Raw genomic sequence first — 13,509 nt, 5'->3', positions numbered from 1 at the left:
GGCGGCGCAGGCTTGCGATGTGCGCTGGGCCTGCGCCGCAGCATCCACCGATCATGCGTGCGCCTGACGCGACCCAACTCGCCACGAAGGCGGGATCGTCGGGCGCTATGGGGTCGCCGTCCCAGGCCCCGGCGGCCGTGTTCCAGTTCTGGCCGCCATTGGCATAGGCGACGAGGGGCAGGTCGGTGACGGTGGCGGCGCGCTCGAGCAGAGGGCCGATGAGTCTTGGGTCTGTGCAGTTCACGCCAACGGCGATGATGCCAGGGATGCCCGCGGCCACCGCGATGGCATCCTCGATGCGGTCGCCGCCCGCGGTGTGCGCCTCGTCGCGGCATACGAAGGAGAACCAGGACGGAGTTGCTCCCGTTGCGGCAATCGCCGCCGCGATGGCGTGCGCTTCGAACACGGTGGGGATGGTCTCGACCGCCAGCAGGTCGGGGGCGGAATCGACGAGAACGTTGAGGCGACGCCGGTGGAACTCGCGCAATTGTGCCGCATCGACGTCGTAGTCACCGCGATACTCCGAGCCATCGGCACGAGTAGCGCCGTACGGCCCGACCGAGGCCGCCACGAGGGCGGTCGAGCCGTGGCGTGAGACCGCCTCCCGGGCGAGGGTCGTGGTCGATCCGAGCGCTGCCTCGGCTTCGGCGTGGGTGAGCCCCGCATTCTCGAGCCCCGCCACACTCGACTGGTAGCTGGCGGTGATGATCACCTCGGCGCCGGCCCGCAGATAGTCACCATGGGCCTCGATCAGGGTTTCGGGGGACTCGATGATGAGTCGGCCCGTCCAGAGTGGATGTTTCAGGTCGACGCCGCGCGCTTCCAAAACGGTAGACAAACCACCGTCGAGCACGGTGAAGGGGGAGCGAAGGTTCACTCCTGAATCCTGCCAGTTCAGTGAGGCGCGTGGAGGTGAAGAGTCGGCGAACTCCAGCGGCGACGCAGCCAGCGATCGTGGCTGGCCACCACCACGGCGCCGGGGTAGCTGCCGAGGGCCTCCTCGAGTTCGGTCGCCAGCGCCAGTGAGAGATGGTTGGTCGGCTCATCCAGCAAAAACAGGTGCGGCGGCCGGGCGATGATCAGTGCCAGGGCCGTTCGGCGCTGCTGGCCGATCGACAGCACCCCCACCGGTCGATCGATGTCACGATCGCTGAGAAGTCCGAGGGCTGCCAGTGGCGCATCCTCCGACCGCTTCTCGCCAACGTATCGCTCGTACAATGCTCGTGGTGTGACGTGGGGGTTGCTCCATTGCACATCCTGTTCGAGGAGGGCGAACCGGGTTCCCTCCCGGCGCGCCATCACACCGGCGTCGGCCCGCAGCCGCCCGGCCAGCAGACCCAGCAGGGTGGATTTCCCCGCGCCATTGGCACCGAGCACGAGGAGCCGTTGCCGGGGGTGGATCGACAGCGCATCGAGCGACAGGCGGGTGCCCACACGGATGTCGTGTAGTTCGATCAGGGGCTCCGTCTCGTCAGGGGCAGCAGCGACAGACGGGATTCCGGCGAATCTCAGGAGTTCGGGAGGCCGCTCAACCCTCGAATCCTCCAGGTCGTGGATGCGGCCCCGGGCGTCTCGCACACGATGCGCGATCTGCTTCTCGACTTTGCCACCTTTGAACTTGGCGATGAATTTGTCATTGTCCCGGGCGCCGCGGTTGTGGGAGACCGCCAGCCCACTGACGGCCACGACCTCCTCCAGTGCTTCGAGCTCGGCTTCGTCCGACGAGTACTGGGCCTCCCAGCGCTGGCGGTCCGCGGCCTTCTGGGCAAGGTAGGCGGTGAACGTGCGCCCTCGAGAGCTACCGCCGAAACGAGTGGCACCCCTGCTGGACGAATCGATATCAATCAGGTCCGTCGCTACCTCGTCGAGAAATGCACGGTCGTGGCAGGCGAAGATGACCACACCCTTCCACTGACGAAGCGTCTGCTCGAGAAAGCCCACCGAAGCGTCGTCGAGGTGGTTGGTCGGCTCGTCGAGCAGCACCGCATCGGGCTGGCCGAGCAGCAGAGCGGCGAGGGCGAATCGACTGCGCTGGCCGCCTGACAGCTCGCCGATAGGCGTGTCCAGTGGGATGCCCAACACGCCGAGTCCGCTCAGCAGTTCGTCGCGGCGCCTGTCGATGGCCCACACATCCGCGGCTTGCGCGAGCTCGAGCGCGGCCGTGTAGCGCGCCTCGGCGGTGGGATCCGTCGCGAGGGCGGCCGCGGCATCCATCAGCCTGCTCTCGATCCCGCGCAGTTCAGTGAGCCCGCCCTCGATGATCGCAGAAACGGGTGCGGTCGGGTGCAGGCGCACCTCCTGCTCGAGCAGTGCCGTTCGTCGGGGCCTGGTTACGGTGCCTCGATCGGCGGCCTCAACGCCCGCGAGCAGGCGCAGGAGGGTCGACTTACCCGCACCATTCTCGCCGAGCAGGCCGATGCGCTGGCCTGCGCTTGCGGTCAGACTGACGTCGCTGAGCACCTGGCGGCCGCCGTACGAGTGCGAAAGCCCACTCGCGCGCAGCGAGATGATGGTCGTGGATAACACGGTATTGAGTCCTGTTCGTGTGAACGAATCCCGCCGGGCATAGCCACGGTCGCGGGAATGGCAGGAATCACAGCTTCACCGCGCCAGCCTACGGGGGCAACGGCGGCGTGTCGAACCGTGGGCCGACCGGTCATCCCGCGAGGTCGCCGTTGGTAACTCCTGCAGATCGGGCCTTGGCTTACCGCCGAACCGCGGAAACCCGGGGGAGGTCGCTCCCGCCGCGCTCGATCTGCAGGAGTTATCAACACGAGGTCGCGACGGAGCCCACCCGGTCCCGCTTCTGCCAAATGAAGGAGATCTAGCCGAACACACCGTGTTTCCCCCTGAGTTGACCAGTGAATGGCAGCCAGATTGCGAAATCTCCTTCATTTGGCAGAAGCGGGGGCGAGAAACGGGAGCAGGATGCGGACGACCCGCGGGAACGACGGAAGGCTTGCGCGGGTTGCCCAGGGTTCGCGGATGACCAGGGTGAGCGAGGCGTGCGCTGCCCGTGCGCTCCGCTCGTCGTCGACGTGCCCCTGAGGCAACTCCTTCGAGTATTAGGGTAGCCTTGCCTAAAACTTTTACCTATCGGAGCTTCATCACTATGCGCTTTTCCCTCGCTATCACTGCCGGCGCGGTCGCCCTGGCACTCGCACTCACGGGCTGTTCCACCTCGCAGTCGACCCCCGCCGATGATGCTGCCGGAGCGGCCCAAGGGGATGGCACGCTCACGCTCTATGTCGGCCGCGACGAAGCGCTCATCGCTCCGCTGATCGAGAAGTTTACCGAGGCGACCGGCATCGACGTCACCGCCCGGTACGCGTCGAGCTCAGAACTGAACGCCCTCCTTCTCGAAGAGGGAGACAACACTCCGGCCGAAGCGTTCCTGTCGCAGGATGCCGGAGCGCTCGGCTCGCTGTCGAACGCGGGCCTTCTCAGTAAGCTGCCCGCCGATCTCACCACCGTCATCCCCGCCGGATTCACCTCTGCGAACGGTATGTGGCTCGGAGTCACCGGCCGTGCGCGGGTCATCGCCTACGACTCGGAGACGGTCGACGCGGCCGACGTTCCGAACGCGATCGCGACGTTCACTGACCCCAACTACGCCGGTGAGGTCGCCTTTGCGCCCGGCAACGCGAGTATGCAGTCGTTCGTCACGGCCATGCGGGTTCTCGACGGTGAAGACGCCGCAGAGGCATGGGTGAAAGGGATGAGTGAGAACTCTCCCGTACTCACCGAAAAGAACGGCGAAACGCTCGACCTGGTGAATTCGGGGGAGGTGTCGTTCGGCCTTATCAACCACTATTACTGGTTTGAAGACGCCGCTGAGCTCGGTGCGGATGCCATGCGTGCCCAACTCGCGTTTCTTGCAGGCGATGCCGGCGGGATGGTGAACGTCACCGGTGCCGGAATCCTGAAAGGCTCCAAAGGCGACCCCGATGCTCTCGCGTTCCTCGAGTACCTGATCTCGGAGGAGGGCCAGCGGTATTTTGTCGAGCAGACCTACGAGTACCCGCTGCTTCCCGGAGTCGCCGCGCCCGACGGTGTGCCCGCGCTCAATACCCTGATCAACCCCAAGCTGGACCTGAGCGATCTGGAGTCGCTCTCCCAAACTCAGGAGTTGCTCGCCAAGTACGGTCTTCTGTAGGAACGTTTCTTCCCGAACCGAGAGCCGAATGACCCAGCATGTCATCGAGGTCGCCGCACCCTCTGTAGGGGCGCGGCGACCTCCGCATGCGCTCCTGGCGCTGGCGACCCTCGCGTGCGCCGTAGCGTCGATTCCGCTCGCCTACCTCCTGGTACGGGTCTCCGGCAGCGCGCCGAACGAGATTGCCTCGATCCTCGCCCGACCGCGGATGCCTGCGCTGCTGCTCAATACGGTGTCGCTTATTGTCACTGTCACGCTCGCCTCCTTCGTGCTCGGACTGGTCACGGCCTTCCTGCTAGTGCGGGCGCGGCTTCGCGCCCTGCGCCTGTGGATAGTGCTCGCGGCGCTGCCACTCGCGGTGCCCTCCTACCTCGCGGCGTTCGGGTGGCTCGCGCTTTTTCCCGGAATGCAGGGATTTTGGGGCTCTACGTTTCTTCTGACGATTGTTTCTACTCCCTACGTGACCCTGCCGGTCGCGGCCGCGATGCGCGGCGGAACGACCGGACTGGATGATGTTGCTCGCACTCTCGGTCACGGGCCATGGCGGGCATTCTGGCTCGGGACGTGGCCCCAGATCAGACCTGCTGCGCTCGCCGGCTCACTGCTGGTGGCGCTGTATGTGCTCTCGGAATTCGGGGCGGTCGCACTGATGCGCTACCCCGTGCTGACGACCGCCATCCAGCAGGCATATGGGTCGAGCTTCAACCGCAACTATGCGGCCATCCTGGCAATTATTCTTGTGGCACTCGCCATGATCCTCGTCTTCGGCGAGCAGCGTGCCCGAGGCCGCGCGCGGCGCCAGTTCGGTGCCGTCACCGGAGTGTCGCGAGTGCGTGTGGTGACGCTGGGCGCCGCTCGCATCCCGGGATACCTGCTGTTGGCGGCGGTCCCGGCGTGCGCGGTCGGCGTCCCGGTCGCTGTGCTTATCGGTAGACTTCTTCAGGCGGAGACGCTTCGCGACCTGGACATATTCTCGCTTGCGCAGGCCATCGCGAATACTCTGCTGCTGGCACTCGGTGGCGCTGTGTTTGCCGTGCTTCTGGCCGCACCGATCGCGGCTCTCGCTGCGCGGTACGGCGGGCGCGTCGTGAGGGCTATCGAATCGGCTGGATACCTCGGTCTCGGCCTGCCCGGAATCGTCGTCGGGCTCTCGCTCGTGTTCTTCTCTTTGGCAGTGGTGCCCGCGCTGTACCAGACGGCCCTCGTGCTCACCTTCGCCTACGGCGTGCTGTTCATGCCGAAGGCGATTGGGGCGATCCGCAGCTCCGTGGCGCAGGTGCCCGAGTCCCTCGCCGATGTCGCACGCGCCCTCGGCTACAGCCGGTGGCAGTCGTGGTGGCATGTCACCGCGAGACTCGCGCGCCCCGGCATCATGGCGGGAGCCCTGCTGGTGGCGGTCACCGCTATGAAGGAGCTTCCCGCGACCCTTCTACTGCGACCGACCGGCACCGATACGCTGGCCACGGAACTGTGGGCGCGCACCGATGTCTCGTCGTACGGCGCCGCCGCCCCCTACGCCGCCGCGCTCGTGCTGGTGGCGGCGGTGCCCGCGTTCCTACTGTCGGACGCCCGACGCGGCCGACCTGACGAGGTGCCGTCATGACCCAGCTGAGCCTGACCGACGTGGTGGTGGGTTTTGACTCCGAACCGGTGCTGCGCGGCATCACCCTCGATGTGCCCAGTGGCGCACTGGCGGCCGTGGTCGGCCCGAGCGGGTGCGGCAAGACCACACTGCTGCGCACCATCGCCGGGCTCATGAGAGCCAGGTCGGGAGAAATCAGGATCGGACAGCGGATGGTGGCCACTCACGGCATCCATTTGGCCCCGGAGAAGCGCAGGGTGGGGTGGGTTCCTCAGGATGCCGCACTATTCCCTCACCTCACCGTGGCCGAGAATGTGGCCTTCGGGCTCGGCATTGGCCCCCGGGCGGCACGTCGCGCCGCCCGGGGACCTGAGGTCGCGCGACTACTGGGCCTGGTGAGCCTCAGTGCACTGTCGGATCGGCTGCCGTCGCAGCTTTCCGGCGGCCAGGCGCAGCGGGTCGCTCTCGCGCGCGCGCTGGCTGTGAGGCCGGAGGTCGTGCTGCTCGACGAGCCCTTCGCGGCTCTTGACCCGGTGCTCCGAGTGGAGCTTCGCACCGAAGTGCGCGCCCTGCTCGCCTCCGAGGGAGTGACGGGAATTCTTGTTACCCACGACCAGGCCGAGGCGCTGTCGACTGCAGACTTCGTTGCCGTCATGAACGCCGGCACGCTCCTGCAATTCGGTACGCCTCGCGAGATTTACGAATGGCCACACGACCCCTGGGTTGCGGGGTTCGTCGGCGAATCGAATCTCGTGGCCGGAATATGGCGTGACGGATTCGTCGAGTGCAGGCTCGGCCGTGTGATCGCGAGCTGGGGAAGCGCGAGCATCCCCACCCCGGTAGAGGGGCAAGCGGTGACACTGCTGCTGAGGCCCGAGCAGCTGACGCTCGGCCCCGAGGGCACACAACCGGAGGGGCTCCCAGCGACGGTCACCACAATGAGCTACGGCGGCCACGATGTGCTCGTAGGCCTCGCCCTTGCCGACGGCACCCGCATGACCTCGCGAGTCGTATCAGCGGGCACCCTTACGGCGGGGGCGCAGGTGACGGCGTACATCGTGGGGTCAGCAATGGCATTCTCGCCGCAGTGACCGTGTCTGTGCAATTCCGCATCGAGGCTTAGGCTGACACCAGTTACGACAGGAGCATGCGAATGACCGGCAGGACCATCATCATCACCGGTGCCAGTGACGGCATCGGGGCGGCCGCGGCGAGGGCGCTGTCGGGCAGGGGCGACACCGTGGTGCTGGTCGGCAGGTCACCGGAGAAGACCGCGGCGGTCGCCCGCGAGCTCGGAGCGCCCTACTATTTGGCGGATTTCGCCAGCTTGGCCGAGGTGCGCGAACTCGCAGCGACGCTGGCGGCCGCCTATCCGCGCATCGATGTGCTTGCCAATAATGCCGGCGGCATCATGGCGCAGCGTGAGCTCACCGTCGATGGTCTCGAGAAGACGCTGCAGGTCAACCACCTGGCCCCCTTCCTGTTGACGAACTTGCTGTTGCCGAACCTCATCCGCGGCAGGGCGACGGTCATCGCCACCTCCAGCGCAGCCAACGAACTCTTCGGGCGCATCGACACCGATGACCTTCAGAACGAGCGCAAGTATTCATCCAACAGGGCTTACGGCGACGCGAAACTGGCGAACATCCTCTTCGCTCGCGAGCTCGATTTTCGATTCAGAGCCCAGGGCATCGCATCGGCATCGTTTCATCCGGGCGTGATCGCCACCAATTTTGCCGCAGGAAGTTCGAGCCCCATGCGGGTGATGTACAGAACGGTGGTTCGTCGTTTACTCGGCACCGCGGAGACGGGCGCAGACACTCTGGTTTGGCTGGCGACCTCTCGCCCCGGCATTGACTGGCCGCTGGGGGAGTACTTCATCAAGCGTCGGGTCGCGAAAGCCGCCAGGCAGGCATACGAGGCGGGGCTTGCCACCTGGCTGTGGGATGCCAGCGCCGAGCTGGTCGGGCTCTCGTCACCAGACTGACAGGCAGATATGCGACGCTTACGTCATGTTCGACATCGCCGATCGGCTGATTCACGCAGTGGATGCCGGGCGCACGCTCGTCGTCGCGACGGCCATCTCGATCGAGGGTAGTGCCCCGCGCACGGTCGGCACATCGATGGCGTTTGACGGCCAGTCGGTCATCGGCAGCATCGCGGGAGGCTGCGTCGAAGGCGCCGTGGTGGAGACCTGCGAGCAGGTCCTGGCCGACGGCGTGGCCCGCACCGTCGAGTTCGGCGTCAGTGACGAGTCGGCGTTCAGCGTGGGCCTGACCTGCGGTGGGCAGTTGCGCATCCACGTCCAGCCCGTGACTGCACAGATCGTGTCGGCCCTGCGGGAGCGCAGCAGCATCACCAGTGTGATCTGCGACGGCGACGAGCCCGAGTTGTTCGTGGAGCACCCCCCGATCCAACCTCGGATGATCATCTTCGGGGCGATGGAGTTCTCGGTAGCGCTGGCTCCGGCAGCGGCGGCACTGGGGTACCGCGTGACGGTGTGCGACCCTCGGCCGCTGTTCGCGACATCCACTCGATTCTCGACAGCGGAGGTCGTGGTCTCATGGCCGACCGACTATCTCGCGGTGACGCCGGTAGATGAGCGTACGGTGATCTGCATTCTGAGCCACGACGCCAGGTTTGATGCCGAACTCATTACGCAGGCGCTGGAGTTGCCGGTCGCCTATGTGGGGGCGATGGGTTCGCGCACCACGCACGACCGCCGGGTTGCCTCGCTGCGAGAGCGCGGGGTGACGGATGCCGCGATGCTGCGCCTGCACTCGCCTATCGGCCTCGACCTCGGGTCGAGCACCCCGGAGGAGACGGCGATCTCGATCCTCGCGGAGGTGCTGGCGGCCCGCGCGGGCGGCTCCGCGCTGCCGCTGAGCGTGACGACCGGGACGATCCACACCGTATCGCGAGCGGTTGTTGCCTGAGCGGTGGGCCTCGCCGTCCTTCCCGCAACCGTCCGGCAACCACGGCGGCCCGCAACCTCGGTCGTCCCTCGGCCTCGGTCGTCCGAAATGACGGAGATCCTGGCACCGTTGGTCCCGGCCATGGCCGAATTGCAGTGCACTGCCACCCGGAGTTCCGTCATTTCGGACGGAGGGGCGAGAGCGATCGACCTCCTGGCGGACAATCCCCGACCGCCGAAAGCCATCCAGCTCGTGGGTGGCGCCGGCGAGTGGAGAGTTCGCACCGGTGACTACCGCATCATCTACGAGATCGACGATGACGCGATTGTCATTCTGGTGCTGCGGGTCGGGCATCGCGGTGATGTCTACGAGACGCGCTGAGCCGTGGATGCCAGCCGCCACAGCCGATCGCGCGACATCGGCAGCTCGAAGCTGCGCACTCCCATCGCATCCCTGATCGCGTTGGCCAGCGCCGGCGCTACCGGGTTGTACGGAGCCTCGCTCATCGATTTCGCACCGAGCGGGCCCAGCGGGTCATGCGTGTCGGCAAACAGCACCTCGGTGACCGGCAGGTCAACGAATCGCGGCACATAGTAGTTGCGCAGCGCGGTGGTGATGACGCGGCCTTCGCCGTCGAGCAGCACCTCTTCGAACAGGGCGGTGCCGATGGCCTGGGCCGTGCCGCCCTCGATCTGGCCCCGGAGTTGCTCGGGGTTGAGCACCACCCCGGCATCCACCGCCTGGATCGACTGCAGGATCTGAACCTCGCCGGTGGCGGGGTTCACGGCCACCCGGAAGGCGTGCACGTTGAACGACACGCTGCGCGGCGTACCGTCGTGCTCGGCGGTGGCCGACAGCCCGACCGAGAGCCCTTGCGACGCGATCAGGTCGCGCAGCTGCTCGGAGGCGGCGAGCAGCGCCTTGCCGGCCACGACCACGCCGGCAGACCCGAAAGCGCCGCTGTCGTAGGCCGTGACATCCGTGTCTGACTGGCGGATCCGGATGCGGTCGACCGTGGTGCCGAGGGCCGTGGCGACGAGTTGTGTGTGCACGGTGGTGGTGCCGTTACCGAACTCGGCCGTGCCCACGGCGATCTCGAAGATGCCGTCGTCGAGCACCGTGACGCTCGCCGTCGCGAAGTGCCCGCGCGGGGCAATCGTGGCGATCATCGCCAGGGCCATCCCAGTGCCGACCGGCCAGCCGTCCGGACCGGTGAGGCTGTGGTCGAGCGCCGCCTCCGCGAGGTCGAGGCACTGGTCCAGCCCGTAGCTGGCCATCGACAGGTCGCTCTGCGCCTCCGCATCGGTGACCACGAAGTTATCCCCGGGAACGATCACGTTGCGGCGGCGCAACTCGAACGGGTCGATGTTCAACTCGCGAGCCAGCTCATCCATGGCCGACTCGATGGCGTAGATCACCTGCCCGAGACCGTAGCCGCGGAACGCGCCAGACGGCAGGTTATTCGTGTAGACCGATTGCGCATCCACCCGTTTATTCGCGCAGCGGTACACCTCCACCGACTCGTGAATGGAGTGGAACATCACGCCGATTCCGTGGTTGCCGTACGCACCCGTATCCATGAGCTGGTCGACTGCCATCGCCGTCAACTGGCCAGTGGATGTCGCGGCCAACGTCACCGAAACCTGCATCGGATGGCGTACCGGGGCGATCATGAACTCGTCTTCGCGACTGAATTCGTATTGCACCGCACGCCCCGTCTTCAGCACGGCCAGCGTCACGAGGTCTTCGGTGAGCAACTCCTGTTTGCCGCCGAAGCCGCCGCCGACGCGCGCCGTGAAGACGCGCACCTTCTCAGGATGGAGGCCGAAGATGTGGCACAGCTCATCGCGCACCAGGAAGGGAACCTGGCTCGAGGTGCGCAGCACGAGCCGACCGTCGGCGTCGATCCAGCCGCGAGTGGCGTGCGTTTCGAGGGAGACATGGTTGACGCGCTGGGTGGTCCAGGTGCCGCTGACCGAAGCGCCGCCGGATGCCACTGCGCTGGCGATCGCGGCGTCGACGTCGCCCAGCTCACCATGAAACTCGGCCACGGTGTTGCGCTCGGGCGCGGCAATGCGAGACTCGGGCCCCTTATCGCCGTGCACCAGTGGCGCACCCGTCGCTCGAGCGACCAGTGGATCGAACACGGCCGGGAGCAGCTCGTATTCGACGCGAATCGAGGCGAGGGCGAGCTGCGCGAGTCGAACCGTGTCTGCCACCACGGCGGCGACACGCTGGCCGCGAAACCTGAGCACCTCGTCGAACACGAGCGTGTCATCCGGATCATCGTTGCGGTCTTCGTGACGACCGGTCGAGAACAGCATCGCGGGGGAGTCCCGGTGGGTCAACACCGCGTGCACCCCCTCAATGGCTTCGGCCGCGGTCGTGTCGATCGTCGTGATCCTGGCGTGGGGATGCGGGCTTCCCAGCACGGCGAGGTGCACCAGCCCGGTGGTCTTTACATCGAGCGTGTATGGCTCGGTGCCGGTGACCACGCGCAGTGCCGCAGGAGGTGCGATCGAGCGCCCGGCGGCATCCCCGCTGGGAGCGCAGACCGTGTTGGAAACGCCGACGATCGCGTCATGGATCGAGCGGTACCCCGTGCAGCGGCACAGGTTACCCTTCAGCAGCCGAGGCAGGTCAGCGTGGTCGGCCTCGGTGAAGGTGGATGCGGTCACCACGAGCCCCGCCGTGCAGAATCCACACTGGAACCCACCGGCGGCAACGAACGCCCGCTGCATCGGATGCGGAGCGTCGACCGTGCCCAGCCCCGACACCGTCGTCACGCTGGCACCCTCAAGCCGGTGCACCGGCACCAGGCACGAATGAGCGGCCTCGCCGTCGAGCAGTACCGTGCATGCGCCGCAGTCGCCCGCGTCGCAGCCCTTCTTCGCCTCGAAATGGTCGAGGTCGCGCAGCAGGCTGCGCAGCACCTGGCCCGGCTTCGACACCGTCTCGGTGGGCTCGCCGTTGATCGTGAACCTCATGCCAGCTCCTGCCGGATCTGCTCGGCGAATCTCAGGCTCATCGCGCGGCGCCAGTCGGGGGAGCCGTGCGGATCGTCGTACCAGTCATCAATCGAATCCACCCCGGATGCCACCGCCGCGGGGCTCGGCGCCTCGCTGAACCTGAGCTGCCGGGGGCGGGTCGTGCCACCTGTCACCGTGAAGACCGTCTCGCCGGAGGCATCCACTCGCCCGATCACGAGCGTGCCGGTGCGCCCCATCGAGGAGCGGGAGATGCGCCTGAACACGGTGTGATGCAGCGATGCCGTGGGCAGCTCGATGGCGCGCAGCACCTCGCCGGGGCCGAGAACGGTCTGCACCACTCCGGTCACAAAGTCGACCACGGGCACCCGGCGTTCGTCGCCATCGGCAGTCCAGATCACAGCAACCCCGTCGAGGGATGCCGCCAGCGAGGTCATGGGCCCAGCGGGCAGCGCGAGGGCGATGTTGCCGCCCACGGTCGCGGTCTGCTGGATCTTCCAGGACGCCAGGAGCGAGTCTGCGCACTGCAGGAACAGCTCGGAATCGGGCAGCTCGCGCAGCATCGCGATCGTGCAGGTCGCGGCGACGGTGATGTTGTCGGCGGTGCGGACGATCGGCTCCCACCCCATCCCGGTGAGGTCGACGATGCCGGTCAATCCGGGCTGTGGCTCTGAGTAGAGCCAGGTTCCGCCGCCCATGGCGCGCTCACCGGGCGCGAAGACGACATCGGCGCGGGTGCGCGCCAACCGCACATCACGCACCTCGATTAAGTCCATAGTTTTTCCATTAGACCCTATGGATATGACGCGCGTGTAACGCGGTGCTGGGTATCTGCCGCGCCAGCTCCGCCACCCAGTGCCGCGCCTGCCAAATGAAGGAGATTTCTGCCCGCTGCAAGAACCTGGGAGCCAGGATGCCCGGAGTTGCGCGGGTGCGCCTCCTCGCCGCGGCCTTAGTTCCTTCATTTGGCACGGCGACCCCCGGACGGGGCCGGGCGAGCGCATGCCGGAAACCCGGCAGCCGGGCCCGCGAGAATAGGATCGAAAGCATGGCGAAGTCGGCGGTGCATTTTGGGGCGGGCAACATCGGGCGTGGTTTTGTGGCCCAGTTTCTGCATGAGAGCGGCTACGAGGTGGTCTTCGCCGATGTGAGCGACGATCTCATCGGTGCTCTTCAGGCTCGCGACAGCTACCGGGTCATCGAGGTGGGCGAGGGCGCACTCACCAAAACGGTCGACCATTACCATGCCATCAACTCGAAGACCCACGAGGCCGAGGTGGTAGCCGAGATCGCGAAAGCCGACATCGTCACCACGGCGGTGGGTGCGCGAATCCTGCAATTCGTGGCCCCGGTGATCGCGAAGGGCCTCGCCGGTCGTACTAATCCGCAGCCCCTCGTGGTGATCGCCTGCGAGAACGCGATCGGTGGCACCGACATGCTGGCCGCCGAAGTTCGGAAGCACGACCCGGCAACCCAGGCGATTTTCGCGAACTGTGCCATCGACCGAATAGTGCCGGAGCAGGACGGCGGGCTGGATGTCACGATCGAGTCGTTCTTCGAATGGGTGGTTGATCGCACGCCGTTCCGGGGCGAGACGCCCGAGATCGTCGGTGTGACCTGGGTGGATGACCTCCAGCCGTTCATCGAACGCAAACTGTTCACCGTGAACACCGCCCACGCGGCTGCCGCCTACCACGGGATTGATCGTGGCTGGGTGTCGATCCGCGAGGCGCTCGCGACCCCCGAACTCCAGGCGGAGATTCGTGCGGTGCTGGCCGAGACCAAGGAGCTGCTGGTCGCCAAGCACGGCTTCGACCCCGACGAGCAGCAGGCCTACATCGAGAAAACGCTCAAGCGCATCTCGAACCC

11 protein-coding genes are annotated in these 13,509 nt (G+C 66.5%); 7 read left to right on the top strand and 4 right to left on the bottom strand.

Features of this window, described 5'->3' with window-relative positions:
* Together mmuM and RMN95_RS01300 are read right to left on the bottom strand one after the other, a co-directional pair.
* A partial coding sequence (mmuM, locus tag RMN95_RS01305) for a homocysteine S-methyltransferase (protein ID WP_309615162.1) occupies positions 1-877 on the bottom strand: 877 nt, incomplete at its 3' end.
* A gap of 17 nt (positions 878-894) precedes the next feature.
* The gene (locus RMN95_RS01300; RefSeq protein ID WP_309615161.1) at positions 895-2,526 is read right to left on the bottom strand and encodes an ABC-F family ATP-binding cassette domain-containing protein; all 1,632 of its coding nucleotides are present in this window, start codon (positions 2,524-2,526) and stop codon (positions 895-897) included.
* Positions 2,527-3,112: 586 nt separating this feature from the next.
* Here RMN95_RS01300 and RMN95_RS01295 point away from each other — a divergent pair.
* The 6 genes from RMN95_RS01295 (at position 3,113) to RMN95_RS01270 (ending at position 9,034) form a co-directional block, all read left to right on the top strand.
* Entirely contained in the window at positions 3,113-4,156 is a 1,044-nt protein-coding gene (locus RMN95_RS01295) for an extracellular solute-binding protein (RefSeq protein ID WP_309615160.1), read from the top strand.
* 28 nt (positions 4,157-4,184) lie between these two features.
* Positions 4,185-5,759, top strand: coding sequence for an iron ABC transporter permease (locus RMN95_RS01290; protein ID WP_309615159.1), 1,575 nt, complete (start codon positions 4,185-4,187; stop codon positions 5,757-5,759).
* Positions 5,756-6,829 carry an ABC transporter ATP-binding protein gene (locus tag RMN95_RS01285; protein WP_309615158.1) on the top strand — a complete coding sequence of 358 codons (1,074 nt, stop codon included), beginning with the start codon at positions 5,756-5,758 and terminating at the stop codon, positions 6,827-6,829. The genes RMN95_RS01290 and RMN95_RS01285 overlap by 4 nt, the downstream gene beginning before the upstream one ends.
* Positions 6,830-6,891: 62 nt before the next feature.
* Positions 6,892-7,725 carry an SDR family NAD(P)-dependent oxidoreductase gene (locus RMN95_RS01280; RefSeq protein ID WP_309615157.1) on the top strand — a complete coding sequence of 278 codons (834 nt, stop codon included), beginning with the start codon at positions 6,892-6,894 and terminating at the stop codon, positions 7,723-7,725.
* Between the two features lie 25 nt (positions 7,726-7,750).
* Complete coding sequence (locus tag RMN95_RS01275) at positions 7,751-8,674, top strand: XdhC family protein (RefSeq protein ID WP_309615156.1); 924 nt, start codon at positions 7,751-7,753, stop codon at positions 8,672-8,674.
* An 87-nt stretch (positions 8,675-8,761) separates the two neighbouring features.
* Positions 8,762-9,034, top strand: a complete 273-nt coding sequence (locus tag RMN95_RS01270) for a type II toxin-antitoxin system RelE/ParE family toxin (RefSeq protein ID WP_309615155.1) — start codon at positions 8,762-8,764, stop codon at positions 9,032-9,034.
* On the opposite strand, the gene RMN95_RS01265 is transcribed toward RMN95_RS01270, so the two are convergent.
* Together RMN95_RS01265 and RMN95_RS01260 are read right to left on the bottom strand one after the other, a co-directional pair.
* Positions 9,019-11,640: a molybdopterin cofactor-binding domain-containing protein gene (locus RMN95_RS01265; protein ID WP_309615154.1), complete on the bottom strand. Its 2,622-nt coding sequence runs from the start codon at positions 11,638-11,640 to the stop codon at positions 9,019-9,021. The two genes, RMN95_RS01270 and RMN95_RS01265, sit on opposite strands and share 16 nt — an antisense overlap.
* On the bottom strand, positions 11,637-12,416 hold the full coding sequence (locus tag RMN95_RS01260; RefSeq protein WP_309615153.1) for an FAD binding domain-containing protein: 780 nt from the start codon (positions 12,414-12,416) through the stop codon (positions 11,637-11,639). The genes RMN95_RS01265 and RMN95_RS01260 overlap by 4 nt, the downstream gene beginning before the upstream one ends.
* A 272-nt stretch (positions 12,417-12,688) precedes the next feature.
* Between RMN95_RS01260 and RMN95_RS01255 the strand changes: the two genes are divergently transcribed.
* Positions 12,689-13,509 (top strand): mannitol-1-phosphate 5-dehydrogenase (locus tag RMN95_RS01255; protein ID WP_309615152.1); only part of this gene is annotated, 821 nt, incomplete at its 3' end.

This window comes from Salinibacterium sp. (assembly GCF_031364185.1).
GTDB lineage: Bacteria > Actinomycetota > Actinomycetes > Actinomycetales > Microbacteriaceae > Rhodoglobus.
The sequence above is the reverse complement of the archived record's forward strand: the minus strand, read 5'-3'. Positions and strand labels throughout refer to the sequence as shown.

Bases quoted from the DNA above. Each gene is read 5' to 3' on its own strand.
- RMN95_RS01280 (WP_309615157.1), top strand. From the start codon at position 6,892: ATGACCGGCAGGACCATCATCATCACCGGTGCCAGTGACGGCATCGGG.
- RMN95_RS01295 (WP_309615160.1), top strand. From the start codon at position 3,113: ATGCGCTTTTCCCTCGCTATCACTGCCGGCGCGGTCGCCCTGGCACTC.
- RMN95_RS01285 (WP_309615158.1), top strand. From the start codon at position 5,756: ATGACCCAGCTGAGCCTGACCGACGTGGTGGTGGGTTTTGACTCCGAA.
- RMN95_RS01260 (WP_309615153.1), bottom strand. From the start codon at position 12,416: ATGGACTTAATCGAGGTGCGTGATGTGCGGTTGGCGCGCACCCGCGCC.
- RMN95_RS01290 (WP_309615159.1), top strand. From the start codon at position 4,185: ATGACCCAGCATGTCATCGAGGTCGCCGCACCCTCTGTAGGGGCGCGG.
- RMN95_RS01265 (WP_309615154.1), bottom strand. From the start codon at position 11,640: ATGAGGTTCACGATCAACGGCGAGCCCACCGAGACGGTGTCGAAGCCG.
- RMN95_RS01275 (WP_309615156.1), top strand. From the start codon at position 7,751: ATGTTCGACATCGCCGATCGGCTGATTCACGCAGTGGATGCCGGGCGC.
- RMN95_RS01270 (WP_309615155.1), top strand. From the start codon at position 8,762: ATGACGGAGATCCTGGCACCGTTGGTCCCGGCCATGGCCGAATTGCAG.